General features: G+C 55.3%; 13 protein-coding genes and 1 pseudogene. 6 read left to right on the top strand and 8 right to left on the bottom strand.

The window, feature by feature from the left end:
- Nucleotides 1-74 precede the first annotated feature (74 nt).
- Nucleotides 75-1,130: a tRNA dihydrouridine(20/20a) synthase DusA gene (gene dusA, locus BTJ39_RS00205; protein WP_078000651.1), complete on the bottom strand. Its 1,056-nt coding sequence runs from the start codon at nucleotides 1,128-1,130 to the stop codon at nucleotides 75-77.
- A gap of 89 nt (nucleotides 1,131-1,219) precedes the next feature.
- Here dusA and BTJ39_RS00200 point away from each other — a divergent pair, with 89 nt between their 5' ends.
- Complete coding sequence (locus BTJ39_RS00200) at nucleotides 1,220-2,308, top strand: tyrosine-type recombinase/integrase (protein ID WP_078000650.1); 1,089 nt, start codon at nucleotides 1,220-1,222, stop codon at nucleotides 2,306-2,308.
- Between the two features lie 20 nt (nucleotides 2,309-2,328).
- Here BTJ39_RS00200 and BTJ39_RS00195 read toward each other — a convergent pair whose 3' ends face one another.
- Nucleotides 2,329-4,065 carry a tail fiber domain-containing protein gene (locus BTJ39_RS00195; RefSeq protein WP_078000649.1) on the bottom strand — a complete coding sequence of 579 codons (1,737 nt, stop codon included), beginning with the start codon at nucleotides 4,063-4,065 and terminating at the stop codon, nucleotides 2,329-2,331.
- 1,104 nt (nucleotides 4,066-5,169) lie between these two features.
- Nucleotides 5,170-6,351: pseudogene (locus BTJ39_RS00190) on the bottom strand (BCCT family transporter); the annotation flags it as partial.
- Between the two features lie 161 nt (nucleotides 6,352-6,512).
- Here BTJ39_RS00190 and betI point away from each other — a divergent pair.
- The 4 genes from betI (at nucleotide 6,513) to BTJ39_RS00170 (ending at nucleotide 11,148) form a co-directional block, all read left to right on the top strand.
- Nucleotides 6,513-7,112, top strand: coding sequence for a transcriptional regulator BetI (gene betI, locus BTJ39_RS00185; protein WP_078000648.1), 600 nt, complete (start codon nucleotides 6,513-6,515; stop codon nucleotides 7,110-7,112).
- 17 nt (nucleotides 7,113-7,129) lie between these two features.
- Nucleotides 7,130-8,602 (top strand): betaine-aldehyde dehydrogenase, encoded by a 1,473-nt coding sequence (gene betB / locus BTJ39_RS00180; RefSeq protein WP_078000647.1) that lies wholly within the window; start codon nucleotides 7,130-7,132, stop codon nucleotides 8,600-8,602.
- A gap of 15 nt (nucleotides 8,603-8,617) precedes the next feature.
- On the top strand, nucleotides 8,618-10,291 hold the full coding sequence (gene betA / locus BTJ39_RS00175; protein WP_078000646.1) for a choline dehydrogenase: 1,674 nt from the start codon (nucleotides 8,618-8,620) through the stop codon (nucleotides 10,289-10,291).
- Nucleotides 10,292-10,506: 215 nt separating this feature from the next.
- Nucleotides 10,507-11,148 carry a ZinT/AdcA family metal-binding protein gene (locus BTJ39_RS00170; protein ID WP_078000645.1) on the top strand — a complete coding sequence of 214 codons (642 nt, stop codon included), beginning with the start codon at nucleotides 10,507-10,509 and terminating at the stop codon, nucleotides 11,146-11,148.
- Between the two features lie 152 nt (nucleotides 11,149-11,300).
- Here BTJ39_RS00170 and BTJ39_RS00165 read toward each other — a convergent pair whose 3' ends face one another.
- On the bottom strand, nucleotides 11,301-12,548 hold the full coding sequence (locus tag BTJ39_RS00165) for a conjugal transfer protein TraF (protein ID WP_078001225.1): 1,248 nt from the start codon (nucleotides 12,546-12,548) through the stop codon (nucleotides 11,301-11,303).
- 459 nt (nucleotides 12,549-13,007) lie between these two features.
- On the opposite strand from BTJ39_RS00165, the gene zur reads away from it, so the two are divergent.
- The gene (gene zur, locus BTJ39_RS00160; RefSeq protein ID WP_078000644.1) at nucleotides 13,008-13,523 is read left to right on the top strand and encodes a zinc uptake transcriptional repressor Zur; all 516 of its coding nucleotides are present in this window, start codon (nucleotides 13,008-13,010) and stop codon (nucleotides 13,521-13,523) included.
- 66 nt (nucleotides 13,524-13,589) lie between these two features.
- Here zur and BTJ39_RS00155 read toward each other — a convergent pair whose 3' ends face one another.
- The 4 genes from BTJ39_RS00155 to BTJ39_RS00140 all read right to left on the bottom strand — a co-directional run bounded on the left by BTJ39_RS00155 (nucleotide 13,590) and on the right by BTJ39_RS00140 (nucleotide 16,453).
- On the bottom strand, nucleotides 13,590-13,799 hold the full coding sequence (locus BTJ39_RS00155; RefSeq protein WP_078000643.1) for a CsbD family protein: 210 nt from the start codon (nucleotides 13,797-13,799) through the stop codon (nucleotides 13,590-13,592).
- A gap of 147 nt (nucleotides 13,800-13,946) precedes the next feature.
- Nucleotides 13,947-15,272 (bottom strand): MATE family efflux transporter DinF, encoded by a 1,326-nt coding sequence (gene dinF / locus BTJ39_RS00150; RefSeq protein ID WP_078000642.1) that lies wholly within the window; start codon nucleotides 15,270-15,272, stop codon nucleotides 13,947-13,949.
- Between the two features lie 90 nt (nucleotides 15,273-15,362).
- A complete protein-coding gene (gene lexA / locus BTJ39_RS00145; protein ID WP_078000641.1) occupies nucleotides 15,363-15,977 on the bottom strand; it encodes a transcriptional repressor LexA in 615 nt (204 codons plus the stop codon).
- Between the two features lie 116 nt (nucleotides 15,978-16,093).
- Nucleotides 16,094-16,453, bottom strand: coding sequence for a diacylglycerol kinase (locus BTJ39_RS00140; RefSeq protein ID WP_078000640.1), 360 nt, complete (start codon nucleotides 16,451-16,453; stop codon nucleotides 16,094-16,096).
- Nucleotides 16,454-16,520: the final 67 nt, after the last annotated feature.

The raw sequence follows: 16,520 nt of genomic DNA, 5'->3' as shown, positions 1-16,520 counted from the left end.
TCGCTGATTTTTAAACTAACAAGCCAACGCGCCGATCGCAATGCATGGTGAAAATAACGCAATAATCGTTAGTTTCACACCACATCCATCTGAGGCTGACGATCGGCCACCAGCGACAGCGCCTTTTCCACTACGGCAACATCGGCGCCGGGCTTATGCGCATTTTCACTCAGGTGCCGACGCCACTGACGCGCGCCGGGGATCCCCTGAAACAGGCCCAGCATATGGCGAGTAATATGGCCAAGCCAGGTGCCCTGACTCAGCTCGCGCTCAATGTAAGGATACATTGCGCGTACCACATCCACCGGATTAGCCTGCGCAGAATCCGCGCCAAACAGCGCGCTATCAACGCCGGCCAATAACCCCGGATTCTGGTAGGCCTCGCGTCCAATCATCACGCCATCAAGATGTTGCAGATGAAGCTGCGCTTCCTGCAAGGTTTTGATCCCGCCGTTGATGGCGATAGTCAGCTGCGGGAAGTCGCGTTTAAGTTGATATACTCGCGGATAATCCAGCGGCGGGATCTCGCGATTTTCTTTTGGGCTAAGGCCGGAAAGCCAGGCTTTACGCGCGTGAATAATAAACGTATCGCACTCGCCACGCCCGGCGACGGTGCCGATAAAATCACAGAGAAACCCATAGCTGTCCTGCTCATCAATGCCGATACGGGTTTTTACCGTTACCGGAATCGATACCCGATCGCGCATCGCTTTAATGCAGTCGGCGACCAGCGCGGCCTCCGCCATCAGGCAGGCGCCAAAGCGGCCGTTTTGCACGCGGTCGGAAGGGCAGCCGACGTTAAGGTTAATGTGATTATAACCACGCTGCTCAGCAAGCTGGGCGCACTGCGCCAGCGCGGCGGGATCGCTGCCGCCCAGCTGCAAAGCAACCGGCTGCTCCTGCTCATTCCACGCCAGATAGTCGCCTTTTCCGTGAATGATCGCGCCGGTCGTCACCATTTCGGTGTACAGCAAGGCCTGACGCGTCAGCTGACGATGAAAATAGCGGCAGTGGCGGTCAGTCCAGTCCAACATGGGGGCAACGCTGAACCGTGAAGGGCTGTACTTTGGCGTTAGGTCGCTGCCAGCGCTGAATTGGTGCGGGTTGGCGGTTTCTTTATTTTCGTGCATTTTTGGTCTTTATGTCGTATTTTTTCTTTATCAGCACCCCCAACAGCACCCCTTATTCATGGGGTGCTGAACGAAGGTAAGGGAAAAGCATGGCATACTATAGCATAGAAAAACGTCAACGCGCCGATGGAACTTTACGCTACCGCTGTACCGTGGGCGTTAAAGAAGGCGGTAAATACGTCTACCGGGAGAACAGAACCTTCGGGAAACAAGCCCATGCTAAAACGTGGGGTGCCGCCAGGGTTGCCGAACTCGAAACCCTGGGGGTGCCGACTCCCAACGATGTAGGCAATATGGCCGTTGGCGACTTGCTAAAACGCTACATCAATGACCCCAATCTCGGCGGCAAAGCCGGGCGTACAAAACGCTACGTACTGGATATGTTACTGGACTGCGACATATCCGAAGTGCTCCTTTCAGACCTTTCAACCAGCCACGTTATCGAGCACTGCCGCCAGCGAAACGGCGCAGGTGCAGGCCCTTCCACAGTTAACCACGACGTGAGTTACCTGTCGTCCGTTCTGGCGTCCGCCAAACCCATTTATGGCATTAACTACACAAGTAATCCTGCAACCGACGCACGGCCGTTACTGCTCCGTATGGGGCTGATCGGTAAGTCCCGGCGCCGAAATCGGCGCCCTGTCAGTGACGAACTCGACAGGCTAATCGAAGGGCTGAAGGCACGAAGCGGACATGCGTCATCCATAATCCCTTTTGTTGATATCCTGAATTTTTCCATTCTCAGCTGTATGCGTATAGGTGAAGTGTGCAAAATTCGATGGGAGGATATAGAGGAAACGCAAAGGGTCGTGCTTGTAAGAGACCGGAAAGACCCGCGTAAAAAAGAGGGCAACCATATGTTTGTGCCGCTGCTCGGCGAAGCCTGGGACATAGTGCAGCGCCAGCCAAAAACCAGCGATCTAATTTTCCCTTACAACTCACGTTCTGTCAGCGTGGGCTTTCAGAGAGTGAGAAACGCCCTGGGCATTAAAGACTTACGTTATCACGATCTACGCCGTGAAGGAGCCAGCCGTCTGTTCGAGGCGGGGTTCAGTATTGAAGAAGTAGCCCAGGTCACCGGGCATCGTTCACTGAACGTTTTATGGCAGGTTTACACCGAGCTATACCCCGGGGCGCTGCACTCCCGATTCGACGAACTGCAACGCAAAAAAGTTTAGCCCGGCGAACCGGGCTGTTTTCATTTTGCTTCGAGCGCTGCCACCCGCTGGCGCAGGCTTTGCACTTCCGCTATCAGGTCGGCAATCATCGCCCTGTCATCGGTGTTAAGAATATCGATTTTCTCGCCATTAACGTCAATGGCATACCCGGCCTGAAACGTATAGTGCGGGTCGATTTCGTCAACCTGCTGCGCTATCCACCCCCGCCTGCGACGCCCGGTTGATATCTCCGTGTACTCAACAACGCCGATTTTGTCGACGCGTTCACCTGCGCCATTTGCTGCAGGTTCAATATCATCCTTAATACGTACATCGGAGCCGGACCACTGTGCGGCGCCCAGCGCCCCGGTTAACGCGCCGTCAGACCTGAATGCCCAATTCTGGTCCGAGCCGTAACCGTTAATATTAATTATGACGGCGGGGATGTGGCCTACGTATTCTTGCAAGTAAAAACCACAGTACGCACCGCGAGGATCTGCTGTAGCCCCCCGGCCGCGCAACTGTGAAGAAATCATAGGCGTGTTAATAAAAGCCCCGTCAGGGGGATTAACTGGTGCCTGCGCCCATGACTGATGCTGCCCGTTTGTTACTACGTCGGCGTCGATTCTGAGCGTGTGGTCTGACTGAAGCTGCATTGATGCCGGGGTAGCTACAGCGGCGCCGGTCTTTCTTGAGATACTCCACCGATGTGCCCCGATATCCCCGGCTTGCGTATAAACGAAACCTTCATATGTCTGCCAGAAATCGCCGTTGGTCGCATAAACTCGGGTGTTATATGACGGGCCGGTAATTGTACCGCCGGATGCCAGGGCACCGTCAGGCACTGTCATACTGATTATCTGCGCGCCGTTAGGGGTTGTAATGCTGGATGACCCAGCGCCGGCTGTCGCCGCTTCGAACAACTGAGCGCCTTTGAACGTAGTGACAGAGTTAGCAACATCCACGCTTTTAATCGTGGTGGCAAAAGCGTTTACGTCAGCCAGTTTATCCGCTTCGGTTTTTGCCCTGTCCGCATCTGTTTTAGCCGCTGCTGCGCTGTTGGCCGCGTTTGTCTCTGACGTCTTAGCGTTAGTCTCGCTGGTCTTAGCCGCTGCTGCGCTGGCCGCTGCGTTGGTCTCACTAACCCCGGCGTTTGTCGCGCTCACCGCCGCGTTAGTCTCAGAAGTTTTAGCATTAGTCTCAGAGGTTTTAGCGTTGTTTTCACTGATCTTAGCCGCCGCTGCGCTGACTGCGCTGGCTGCTGCACTCGCAGCTGCTGCTGCCGCACTCTGCCCGGCGGAGCCGTTAACGGTCGTCAGCTGCTTCAGGGTTACTGCATCCTGCGGCTGTGTGCCGTCGGCCACAGAAGTTATACGCAGCCCTTGTGCATCCCAGTTACCCCCCACCGGTTTGCTGATAGAACTGGAAAAGTTTGCAAAGATTTCCTGCAACGCCAGCCACAGCCGGTCAAAATCATCATTCACAACGTCAGCCAGCAGGTCGCCGTTGTCCGCGTAATCAGTCTGACGCGTATACGGCGTGTCGCGCCGGATGATAACCTCAAGACCGGCGGCGGGCGCAACCGTGAATACAACGTTGCCGCCCTGGCTGTTGCCTACACCAGTTACTGTATAGTCGGTGCCCAGCGTTTTCAGCGCACCACCGACGTAAACATTTAAATCTGTTTCGTACAGCAGGTAGAACGTATATGAAAACTGCGTGGTGCTGCCGTTAGCGATGTACGGCCCGCTAATCGGGGTCTGTTCTGGTACGCTCATTTATCAATACTCCGTTTCAATTTCATAGGTGCCGTGCATCTGTCGCCAGCCGTCATCACGCCCGGTAACCGGGTTTTCGCGCTGTACGTTGCCGATTTTTACGGGTTGTTCGAGGATCGCGCCGGTGCCGCTGTCGAGAAAGTCATCGTCCTGGTCAGTCAACGCCGGGTTAAATTCGCGCATCTGCTCATATAACGGGCCATCAAGTACGCGCGTATGCGCCCAGAGAAAACCTGACGTTAACGGGCCTTCCAGACCGTCAAGGATGCGTTTTTGTTTGTTGCCACTTACTGTGTACTCGACGACAGCGCAGTTAAGACCGCGCAGCGCCTGACGCAATAACTTACCGGCGAAACTGCCGGGGCCGTTCACTTCAACGGTGACACGGGGAATGTTGAAATCAACCACCAGCTTACGCAGCTGCCACACCTGCCCGCCGCTGATCTGCCCGTTGTCGTCAAACTCTGCAAGGTCACCGTCAAGCGCCTGCCCGACGTGCCAGTAGTAATGCCCGCGCGTATCCTGCAGCATCAGGGTAACCGGCGAGGCGTCGCCGTCTTTTTTACCGGTAGCGACGTCCCAGTAGCACGAACATCCGGTGATCTGCACGCCGCCCAAAAAGGCAGTAGTAACCCCGTTAGCACGCTTAAATACCAGCTCGCAGTTATATTCGCGCAGCCGTTCAGGGTCGAGACGCAGCTTGTGAACCGGACGTGAACGCAGCAGATACTGCGAATCCCACTCATTGAGCGTGCGCGTCTGCTTACGACGTTTAAGCAGCTCGTCACGGTCGAAACGCTCCGGCCAGCTTGATTCGCCATAGCAGTCGATGACTGTTTTCGGCACGCTGGCAAAGCGAATAGCGCCGCTGTCGTAGCGGTAATCAACGCCGGCGCGCAGCAGCTTAGCCCCACGCCCCACGCCGCTGAACACGTAGACCGGCTCAAAGGCAATCGGGAAATCCGTATTACCTTTAGGTTCCTCAATGCGGTAATCTGCCGTAAACAGCGGTATCGTCAGGCAGTCGGCGCCGTTCGCCTCTTCTTCGTCGTAGATAGAATCAAACGCGTGCGGCGTGCCGATGAAAAGCTTTTTGGCACCGGGTACCGCGATTTTACCGAGGATGGCATCGCCGTTTTGCAGCACCAGGCTGATCGCGGTATTACCAAACAGCGACAGCCAGGCAAGGGTGAAACCGAGAGGAATAAGCAGTACGCCGAAAATAAGCTCCCGAATCGTGCGCCCGCGGGAAATACGCGCGATGAACAGGCCAACGAACGGCGCCCAGGCTACCCACCACGCCCAGTAAAACAGCGTCCAGGTCCCCTGCCACTGGCGAGCTTTACCATACAAATAAACGTCAAAGCTCTTGCCAACCAGCGAGGTCAGATAGTCGCCGGTATTCTGCAGCAGGCCATTGAGCATATTCACGGTCGGGCCGGTCACGAAGATAAACAGCAGCATCAGGCAGAGCAAGCCGACGTTAACGTTAGAAAGCATGGCGATGCCTTTCTCAATCCCGGTTACCGCCGCAAGGGTTGCCACGATCATCATCACCACCAGCAGCACCATCAGCACGAAGGTATTTTGTGGAACGTTAAACAGATAATGCAGGCCGGAATTAACCAACAGCGCGCCGATACCCAAATTAGTGACCATCGAGATAACCGTCACCAGAATGCCGAAGCTGTCTACCAGATGGCCGCGCCAGCCATGAATTCGCTCGCCAAACAGCGGATAAAGCGCCGAGCGCAACGCCAGCGGCTGGCCGCGACGATAAGCAAACCAGCACAGCGCAGTCGCAATTAGCGCATACAGCGCCCAGCCGTGCAGCCCCCAGTGCAAGAAGGTGATCGCCATTGCCTGGCGCGCAGCCTGAACCGTTCCTCCCTGCCCTTCGGGCGGCTGCAGGAAGTGATCGAGCGGCTCATAGGCACCGTAATAAACCAGTGCAATGCCGATTCCGGCTGAAAACAGCATTGCCACCCAGGAAACATAAGAGAAGGTCGGCTGTTCATCATCGCGTCCAAGCTTTAGCTGACCAAAGCGCGACAGCGCCAGCCAGAAAACGAACAGCATGCAAACCACCATCAGCAACATGTAATACCAGCCGAAAGCATTCGCGACCCAGACCTGGGCGCTGCTGAGCCAGTGTTGGCTGGTTTGCGGGTAGAAAACAATGAGTAAGCTGAGGAGTAGGATCACGGCGGCGGAACCAATAAACACCGGGTAGTTAACCCGTACGGCTAGATTCGTTTCTTCAGATTGCTGACTGATAACGGTCATGACGTTTTTTCCACGGTACAGGTGACTGCGGCTCGTAGCGATAACAATTAGTTAACGCAAGGCCACATTTATTTGACATTTTTATAGCATATGCGCTATTGATTGAACGTTCAATCAATGAATAAAATAATAAGTAAAAACGAAACTGGGGAAGCAAAACGGTGCGCAAAGATATTCCTGAACGGCGTAAAGAGCAGTTGATTAACGCCGCGTTCGAAACCATCGGCAAAGCAGGCCTGGCAGGCATTACCCTGTCGCAGGTCGCCAAACAAGCGGGCATGTCGACCGGCATTGTCAGCCATTACTTTGGCGATAAAGATGGTTTATTAGATGCAACGATGCGCAAGATCCTGCGCGATCTGCGCGATGCGGTCGCCGAACGGCGCGCGCAGGCCGCTGATGATACCCAATCCCAGCTGCTTGCCATCGTTGAAGGTAACTTTCACCTCAGTCAGACCAGCCAGAACTCGATGCGTGCCTGGCTGGCCTTCTGGGCCGCCAGCATGCATAGCACCTACCTGCGTCGCCTGCAGCGTGCTAACGATCGTCGGCTCTATTCCAACATCAGCCATCAATTTCAACGCGTATTGGCCAGGCAGGACGCACGCACCGCCGCTCAGGGGCTGGCGGCGCTGATCGACGGCCTCTGGCTGCGCGGTAGCCTGACCGGTCAGGATTTTGATGCTCAGCAAGCCAGCCTGATCGCCCGTGACTACGTGGTTCAGAAGCTGTCGTCCTCCCTTTCTCAGACCAAGCCTTAACGCAAGGACATTAGATAATGACTAGATTCCCTCTACAAAAACTCTACATCCACGGCAAGCTAAGCGATGCCAGCAGCAATGAGACTTTCCAGAGCATTAACCCGGCGAACGGCGAGGTGCTGGCCGACGTACAGCGCGCCAGCGAGGCCGATGTCGAACGAGCCGTATCCAGCGCTGAGCAAGGACAGCGCGTCTGGGCAGCAATGACCGCCACCGAACGTTCGCGCATTCTGCTGCGCGCCGTCGCCATTTTGCGCGAACGCAATGACGAACTGGCGCAGCTGGAAACTCTGGATACCGGCAAACCCATCTCAGAAACCTCAGCTGTGGATATCGTCACCGGCACCGACGTGCTGGAATACTATGCCGGCTTGGCCACCGCCATTGAAGGTGAACAGTATCCGCTGCGTGATACCAGCTTCTTTTATACCCGCCGCGAACCGCTTGGCGTTACCGCAGGCATTGGCGCCTGGAACTACCCGATTCAGATTGCCTTGTGGAAATCGGCGCCGGCGCTCGCCGCAGGTAATGCCATGATTTTCAAACCCAGTGAAGTCACGCCGCTCTCAGCGCTGAAGCTGGCGGAGATTTACACCGAGGCGGGGCTGCCAGATGGCGTATTTAACGTGGTGCAGGGCGCCGGGCGCCAGGTTGGACAGTGGCTGACGGAGCATCCGTGTATTGAAAAAATTTCGTTTACCGGCGGCGTCGATACCGGCAAAAAAGTCATGGCCAGCGCCGCCGGCTCCACGCTGAAAGAGGTCACCATGGAGCTGGGCGGCAAATCACCGCTGATCATCCTGCCGGATGCCGATATCGACCAGGCGGCGGACATCGCCATGATGGCCAACTTTTACAGCTCAGGTCAGGTATGCACCAACGGTACGCGCGTTTTTGTCCATCGCAGCCAAAAAGCCGCCTTCGAACAGGCGCTGCTGCTGCGTACTAAGCGCATTCGCCTCGGCCAGCCGGCCGATGCCGCGACCAACTTCGGCCCGCTGGTTAGCTTCGCTCATATGGAAAACGTACTGCGCTACATCGGGCTGGGTAAACAGGAAGGCGCCACGCTGCTAACCGGTGGGGCGCGGGAAAGCGCAGGCGCATACGCGGACGGCGCATTTGTCCAGCCGACTATCTTCACTGACTGCGAGGATCATCACACCATCGTCAAAGAGGAGATCTTCGGCCCGGTAATGAGCATTCTGACCTGGGACGATGAGGAAGAGGTTATCCGTCGCGCCAACGACACGCACTTTGGCCTGGCGGCCGGCGTAGTGACGCCGGACCTGGTTCGGGCTCATCGCATCATTCATCAACTTGAAGCCGGTATTTGCTGGATAAACAGCTGGGGAGAATCACCCGCCCAGATGCCGGTTGGCGGCTATAAGCAGTCCGGCGTTGGTCGGGAAAATGGCCTTTCAACTCTGGCCCACTACACCCGTATCAAATCAGTTCAGGTAGAACTGATGCCCTTCGCCTCTGTGTTTTAAAAGAAGGAATCCGTTATGAGTACCGAATATGATTACATCATTATCGGCGCGGGCTCGGCAGGCAACGTTCTGGCGACCCGTCTGACCGAAGATAAGGACGTTAGCGTGCTGCTGCTGGAGGCCGGCGGCCCGGATTACCGGCTGGATTTTCGCACCCAGATGCCCGCAGCGCTGGCCTACCCCTTGCAGGGCCGCCGCTATAACTGGGCCTATCTGACCGATCCCGAACCCTGGATGAACAACCGCCGCATGGAGTGCGGGCGCGGTAAGGGGCTGGGCGGTTCATCGCTGATTAACGGCATGTGCTACATCCGTGGTAACGCGATGGACTACGACAACTGGGCAAGGCAGCAGGGACTGGAAAACTGGAGCTATCTTGACTGCCTGCCCTACTTTAAGTTTGCCGAGTCGCGCGATATTGGCGGCAATGACTATCACGGCGATAGCGGCCCGGTCAGCGTTGCCACGCCCAGGGCGGACAACAATGTGCTGTTCCACGCAATGGTTGAAGCAGGCGTACAGGCGGGCTACCCGCGCACCGACGATCTCAACGGCTATCAGCAGGAAGGCTTCGGCCCGATGGATCGTACCGTCACGCCGAAGGGCCGCCGCGCCAGCACCGCCCGTGGCTACCTGGATCAGGCGCGTTCGCGACCGAACCTGACCATTGAAATACATGCCACCACCGATCGCATATTATTTGATAATAAGCGGGCCTGCGGCGTTAGCTGGCTACAGCATGATAAATCGCACCAGGCCCACGCGCGTCGTGAAGTGTTACTCTGCGCCGGTGCTATCGCGTCGCCGCAGATCCTGCAACGCTCCGGCGTCGGACCGGGCGAACTGCTGCGCCAGCTGGATATCGACATTGTGCAGGAACTGCCGGGCGTAGGTGCCAATTTGCAGGATCATCTGGAAATGTATTTGCAGTATGAATGCAAGCAGCCGGTTTCCCTGTCTCCGGCGCTGAAGCTGCATAATCAGCCGGCTATCGGCGCCGAATGGCTGTTTAATGGCAGCGGCGTCGGTGCCAGCAACCAATTTGAAGCCGGTGGGTTTATTCGTTCCGACGCCGAATTTGAATGGCCAAATATTCAGTACCACTTTCTGCCGGTGGCGATTAACTACAATGGCAGTAATCCGATCAAATCCCATAGTTTTCAGGCGCATGTCGGTTCAATGCGATCGCCCAGCCGCGGCCGGGTGCATCTGCGCTCAAAAGATCCGCACCAGCATCCGAGCATTCTGTTTAACTATATGTCGCACGATCAGGACTGGCGCGAATTCCGCGCCGGGATCCGCATTACGCGTGAAATCATGCAGCAGCCGGCGCTGGATGCCTATCGCGGCCGGGAAATTTCCCCCGGCGCCAGCGTACAAAGCGATGCCGAGCTGGATGAATTTGTGCGCCAGCACGCTGAAACGGCCTACCATCCCTCCTGTACTAACGCCATGGGCTATCACAATATGGCAGTGGTGGGAAGCGACGGCCGGGTACACGGCATGGAGGGGCTACGGGTGGTTGACGCTTCCATAATGCCGCAGATTACCACCGGCAACCTGAATGCGCCGACCATCATGATTGCCGAAAAGATTGCCGATATGATCCGTGGTCGACCAGCGCTAGCGCGGGATGAAATACCTTATTTTATCGCCAACGGCGCGCCGGTACGCCGCCAGCCAGGCTAATCTTCGCAGGGCCGTAGCGGCCCTGCCAGCTTTTCTGCCACCTCAATCCTGTTGCTATTCCACCGTTTAAGCCGTGGCCCGTAAGCTTGCTGCTGGTGGGTTTGATTTACTGCGTTGCCGGTTCACATGGCAATGTCAGGGTTGTTAATTGTTACGTTATAACATATCTTATCACAGCTTTTTTCCTTTAATTTTATCTATCTCCGGGAGCTGTAATGACAATCTTTACCCCTTTCAAATGCGTGGCACTTACCCTCGGACTGGCGTATGCCGCCCTGATAACCCCGACGCAGGCGCACGATCATCACCACGATCATAAGCAGATACACCAGGGCGTATTTGATGATGCTGACGTGCGGGATCGCACATTGACGGATTGGCAAGGTAGCTGGAAATCACTCTATCCTCTGCTGCAAAACGGCAGCCTGGATGAGGTCTTTGAGCACAAGGCGGCGATAAAAAAAGACAAAACCGCCGCGCAGTACCAAGCTTATTACGCTAAAGGCTACGCCAGCGACGTAACGGCAATCGCCATTACGCCTGATAGCATCAGCTTCACCCAGCAAGGAAAAACCTGGAAAGGCATCTATGCCTACAGCGGATTCAAGATCTTAAACTACCCCTCCGGTAAAAAAGGCGTGCGCTATCTGTTCACCCGCACCGGCGGCGATGCGCAGGCCGCAAAGTTTGTCCAATTCAGCGATCATGATATTGAACCGACTAAAGCCGCCCACTTTCACATTTTCTTTGGCAACGATAGCCACGGGCAGCTGGAGAAGGAGCTGACGAACTGGCCGACCTTCTTCCCGGCGAAAATGAATAACGAACAGATCGCGGCGGATTTAATGCTGGAATAAGTGCGACAAAGGAAGGCTGAGTGATAAAGGAGCGTTAGCATCAGGGTTTGAGGAACCCTGATGCCGCACGGTTGATTGCCATTCGCCGACGGTGAGCGAACGGCATCTTTCAGCGTAGTAGGAGGGCGACCGGCTGGCCGCCCTTTGTTGCATCAGAACGTGAAGCCGAGCTGAGCAACCGCGCCATACGTTCGGTCGTCACCGGCCATACCGGCCAGGTCAAGATGAACTTTGCCCCACGGCGACAGGCCAAAACCCAGGGTGGCGACGTTGGCATCATTCGATTTCATATCAGCACGATAGCCAGCGCGCAGCTGTAGCCAGCTGAAGGCGCGGAATTCAGCACCGACGCCGGCATACTGACTTTCCTGCTGAGTTTTAAATCTTTTGGTTGAGGTCGCATCGGCATCCAAGCCTACGGTCAGGCGTTCATTATGCCAGGCCACGCCGCCGGTCACTAACGGGCGAATCTGATAGGTATCTTTATAGCCGCTAATCTCGCGGGTGTCGATATCGCGGGAAAACAGGTTTTGCGCGCTCAGACCTAGCGTCCAGTTATCATTGACGTCAGTTGATAAGCCCGCATCAAGGTTGAAACCATTGTCATGATTTTTATAACGACCCTGTTTAAAGTCTGATTTGTCGTAGTTGTAGATCGAGGCGCTGTAGTTATACAGATAAACCTGCTGGATTTTTGGCGTGACGCCGACGGAGACCGGATGACCACCGATGGAGAACTCGTGCGCCACCGCAATGCCGTAATCATACACAATGGCCCCGCGACCTAAACCGGCCGAACGCAGGGTATTTTGATCGCCCGACACCGGAATCCGGGTGCCTTTTTCAATGCCGCGCAGGTAATCAATATCACTCTGCGCTACCTCAGTCGCAACGTGGGCTGTACCATACGCTTTGGTGACAAAGGCAAAGGGCAATACTTTATTCGGCACCGCGACAACCACCGCTGCGCCGGCACTTCCCCACGCTTTATTGCCCCGCAGATTTTCCAGCTGGTTAGCAAGATCGCCTGCCGCAGACTGAATTTGCGCCCGATCGCGTAGCAATGCCAGCGGATTCTGGTTGGCCAAATCGCGGTAGCGGTCGACAGAGTCAGTCAGATGATCGATTTTATCAATCATATGATCGCCATCGGAGAGCTGAGCCCCTACCGAGGGCAGCGTAATGCTGACATCATCGTCAGGCTGCGCTTTAGTAAGCAAAGCCGGGTTAGCCAGCGGTGCCGTACCGTATGTCGAGGTGGCTACACCGGTCCCACCCATTGCGTCATTACGAGCATCAAAATAGTTACCCGCCGCCAGCGCGCTAAGCGGCGCCATAAGCAGCGCGGGAAGCAATACCGGATGCGATGTCTTGATTAACTTCCTGAAGTGTTTAGCCATTTTACCTGAACCCGTTTTATATGTTGCTATCATCAATGTGGTGGCCTGGTCAGCCATGCGCTATCTGAACATAAAAGCGGCAGATCGTTGTTCTGATTAAGCGGGTAAGAAAGCGGTTATTCGATTGATTGATAATTTCATTAATTTATTCACGGGCTAATAAATCACAGGCTCACAATAAACATCAGAAGCCATAAACCATTAAACCCCAATTAACCCTAGACTCAGGGGCACATTCCGGCAAATTGCATTAGCAATGCTTCACAAATTATTTTTATAACGCTGAGCAGATCACTATTAAGGTTATTTAATCTGAACATATGCGATCCACAATAATGCCAGTTATAACTGTAAAAAAGCGCCAGATGTAAGCTCAAAGCAGCGCCCGCGCTTTACCCAGTGCTTAGCGAAAAATTGTGATAAAATAACGTCTGTAATCAGCGTAAGGCAGGAGAAATGATGGCTACGTTAAGTGCTGAACACATTCTTGGACAGGCGGAAAAGCTTTGTCAGCAGCGTAACGTACGCATGACGCCGCAGCGTATGGAGGTTCTCCGCTTAATGACGCAGCAGAACGGCGCTATCAGCGCCTATGATTTACTGGATCTGCTTCGCGCCTCAGAACCTCAGGCTAAACCCCCGACTATCTACCGCGCGCTGGATTTTCTGCTGGAGCAGGGCTTCATCCATCGCGTGGAATCCACCAATAGCTATATGGTCTGCCATCACTTTGAAGGGCCAGCCCACACCTCAGCCATGTTGATTTGCCAGCGTTGCGGCACCGTCGCCGAGCAGCATGCGGAAGGCCTTGAAGCAATTATCGCCGCGCTGGCGTTGAAAGAGGGATTTGCTTTACGCCATATGGTCATTGAGGCGCACGGGCTGTGTGCCAACTGCTCAGAGATTGAAGCCTGCGTGCAGCAGGACAGCTGCCAGCACGATCACAGCGTAGTGGCCAAAAAACGCGGTAAATAGCGAGTTGGGGCGGCACGTTCCTTGTGCCAGGGGTAGGAGCGTTGTCCTGAATTGCCGGGGTAAGATTTACCAGTGGTGACCGTTGCTACGTTCCCAGTCACTGACTTCTTTTTCGGCCCGATCTTTTTCATAACCGTAGCGCGATTGGATTTTACCAACCAGCTGATCGCGCTTACCTTCGATGACCTGCATATCATCATCGGTTAGCTTGCCCCATTTCTCTTTCACTTTACCTTTGAATTCTTTCCAGTTACCGCGAGCTTCATCCTTATTCATTCCGTATCTCCTTTGCTATTAAGGGGAACATCATGGTGCTATCGTCTTGTAATGAACCAATAAATGATACGATTCACTAATCCAATTTCTGGAATAAGTTAATTATAGCAGAGGATAAGGATCGCGCCGGTGAAAGACGCTCATCAGTCAGGCGTAGTTAAACCAGCGACCGTGGTGCCATTCCCGGCGCCAGACCCACCAGAGCGCAGCGCCCCTGAGCAATAAAAACACCGTAACAGCCAGCCAAAGGCCGTGATTGCCCCACAGAGGAATGGTCAGCAGCGTCAAAGCAAAACCCAGCATCGCGATCGCCATGCTATTACGCATATCTCTGGCGCGGGTCGCACCAATAAACATACCATCCAGCAGAAAACACCAGACGCCCGCCAGCGGTAAAATAGCCTGCCAGCCGAGAAAGTGCCCGGCCTGTAGCTGGACGGCTGGCAGCGAGGTAAGCAATGCGACGATGTGAGATCCGGCGGCAAAGTATAATAGCGAAAAAAGCAGGGCCAGCAGCCCGGCCTGGCGACAGGCGGCGTGCCAGACATGCAACAGCCTGCTGGGGTCCCTGGCGCCCACGGCCTCGCCGGAGCAGGCCTCGACGGCATAGGCAAATCCGTCGAGGGCATAAGCGGTAAACGTCAGAAACATCAGCAGCACCGCGTTGGCCGCCACAATGTCGCTGCCGAGCCGGGCGCCGATTACCGTCAACGATGCCATACAGAGCTGCAGCATCAGCGAACGCAGCATAATGTCGCGGTTCAGCCGTAGCAGATAGCCATAGCTGCCGCGCCAGGCCCGGCGCAGCAGCTGGCGGGCTACGCCGCGCAGCCGCAGGACATGCCACACCATCACCAGCCCTATGCCGAGCGTGCTGTATTCAGCAATCACCGTAGCCGCCGCCGCGCCTCTCACGCCCCAGCCGAGTACCGGAACAAACCACAGGTCGAGCAAAATATTAACCAGGTTGCCGATCACCAGCAAAATCACCGGCGCGCGTGCATACTGTACGCCGAGCAACCAGCCTAATAGCACCATATTTGCCAGCGTCGCCGGGGCGCTTATCCAACGAATATGCATGAAGGCGGCAGCCTGATGTAATACCTGATCGTTACCCCCGACTACGTTAACCGCCAGCCACGTCAGCGGCGTTTTCAGCGCCAGTAAAACGGTGCCGGCAATCATCGCCATTAACAGCGGCTGCACCAGCGCCCGCGCCAGAGCTGGTTTGTTGCCAGCGCCATATGCCTGCGCGGTCAGCCCGGTGGTGCTCATGCGTAAAAATAACAGCAGCATAAACAGCAGATTAGTCGCCGTTGTTCCCACCGCAACGCCACCAAGATAGACAGCGCTGTCGAGATGGCCGATGACTGCCGTATCCACCAGTCCCAGCACGGGTACCGTGATATTAGAGAGGATCATTGGCAGCGCCAGCAGCCACAGCTGCTTATCCGCCGAAGAGAAAAAACCCATGAGCGCAGAGTTGGCTAAATAAAGCCACCACCGCCCGAACGGGTGGTGGTGAGATTAAGAAGAGAAAAGCGACGCTGCGTCGGCAATGCGCTACAGCCAGTTGCCGTTACGGATCACGCCAACGGCCAGCCCTTCGATGGTTAAATCCTGTTGGCGAACGTCAACCACAATCGGTTTGAACTCACTGTTTTCCGGCAGAAGCTGCACGGTATTCCCCTGCTTTTGCAAACGCTTCACCGTGACTTCATCATCAATACGCGCCACAACCACCTGACCGTTACGCACGTCCTGGGTTTTATGCACCGCCAGCAGGTCGCCATCCATAATGCCAATGTCTTTCATCGACATGCCGCTAACGCGCAGTAAAAAGTCCGCGTGGGGTTTAAACAGGCTGGCATCAACCTGGTAATGCCCTTCGATGTGCTGCTCGGCCAGCAGAGGTTCGCCAGCGGCGACGCGGCCAATCAGCGGCAGGCCCGGATCTTCTTCTTCCTCTTGCAGCAGACGGATGCCACGTGACGCGCCGGATACAATCTCGATGACGCCTTTACGGGCCAGCGCCTTGAGATGCTCTTCGGCCGCATTCGGCGAGCGGAAACCCAGCTGCCGGGCAATTTCAGCGCGGGTTGGGGGCATTCCTGTCTGATTAATATGTTCCCGTATCAGGTCAAAGACCTGCTGCTGCCTTGCGGTTAACGCTTTCATCCTGCCCCCTGGTTGTTTATACAGTTGACTGTGAGTATATACAGCTATTTAGCGGATGAAAACTTAAAATTGCACTAATCGTCGAGCGACCTCAATATCTGGAAGCGGGTTCTCAGCTATGGCCAGAGTAATGTCAGCCAGACGAAAAGCGCGAGTAAGATGGTCAGCAGTACGGCAGCCGAGCCAAGATCTTTCGCTCTGCCGGCCAGCGGGTGAATCTCGCTGCCAATGCGGTCCACTACCGCTTCAAGCGCGCTATTGAGGATCTCAACGATGATAATCAGCACCACCGAGCCTATCAGCAGTACCCGGGTTAGCGCATCAACGTTCAGCCAGCAAGCGATGATGATTGCAGCGGCCGCGACGATGGCCTCCTGGCGAAATGCCGCTTCGTTGCGCCACGCGGCCCGCAGACCCTGCCATGAATAGCCTGCGGCTTTAACAATGCGCCTCAGACCTGTCGTGTTATTTGCCATAAATAGGGAACCCTTTGAAGAATTTAGCGTCCATGTTCGATGATGCACATCATGCACACCAACAGAT

Source organism: Izhakiella australiensis, assembly GCF_002006995.1.
In the GTDB taxonomy this organism is placed as follows: domain Bacteria; phylum Pseudomonadota; class Gammaproteobacteria; order Enterobacterales; family Enterobacteriaceae; genus Izhakiella; species Izhakiella australiensis.
This window is presented reverse-complemented; position numbering and strand designations above follow the sequence as displayed.

Coding starts and splice junctions, on each gene's coding strand:
- dusA (WP_078000651.1), bottom strand. CDS start 1,130: ATGCACGAAAATAAAGAAACCGCCAACCCGCACCAATTCAGCGCTGGC.
- BTJ39_RS00200 (WP_078000650.1), top strand. CDS start 1,220: ATGGCATACTATAGCATAGAAAAACGTCAACGCGCCGATGGAACTTTA.
- BTJ39_RS00195 (WP_078000649.1), bottom strand. CDS start 4,065: ATGAGCGTACCAGAACAGACCCCGATTAGCGGGCCGTACATCGCTAAC.
- betB (WP_078000647.1), top strand. CDS start 7,130: ATGACTAGATTCCCTCTACAAAAACTCTACATCCACGGCAAGCTAAGC.
- betA (WP_078000646.1), top strand. CDS start 8,618: ATGAGTACCGAATATGATTACATCATTATCGGCGCGGGCTCGGCAGGC.
- BTJ39_RS00170 (WP_078000645.1), top strand. CDS start 10,507: ATGACAATCTTTACCCCTTTCAAATGCGTGGCACTTACCCTCGGACTG.
- BTJ39_RS00165 (WP_078001225.1), bottom strand. CDS start 12,548: ATGGCTAAACACTTCAGGAAGTTAATCAAGACATCGCATCCGGTATTG.
- zur (WP_078000644.1), top strand. CDS start 13,008: ATGGCTACGTTAAGTGCTGAACACATTCTTGGACAGGCGGAAAAGCTT.
- BTJ39_RS00155 (WP_078000643.1), bottom strand. CDS start 13,799: ATGAATAAGGATGAAGCTCGCGGTAACTGGAAAGAATTCAAAGGTAAA.
- dinF (WP_078000642.1), bottom strand. CDS start 15,272: ATGGGTTTTTTCTCTTCGGCGGATAAGCAGCTGTGGCTGCTGGCGCTG.
- lexA (WP_078000641.1), bottom strand. CDS start 15,977: ATGAAAGCGTTAACCGCAAGGCAGCAGCAGGTCTTTGACCTGATACGG.
- BTJ39_RS00140 (WP_078000640.1), bottom strand. CDS start 16,453: ATGGCAAATAACACGACAGGTCTGAGGCGCATTGTTAAAGCCGCAGGC.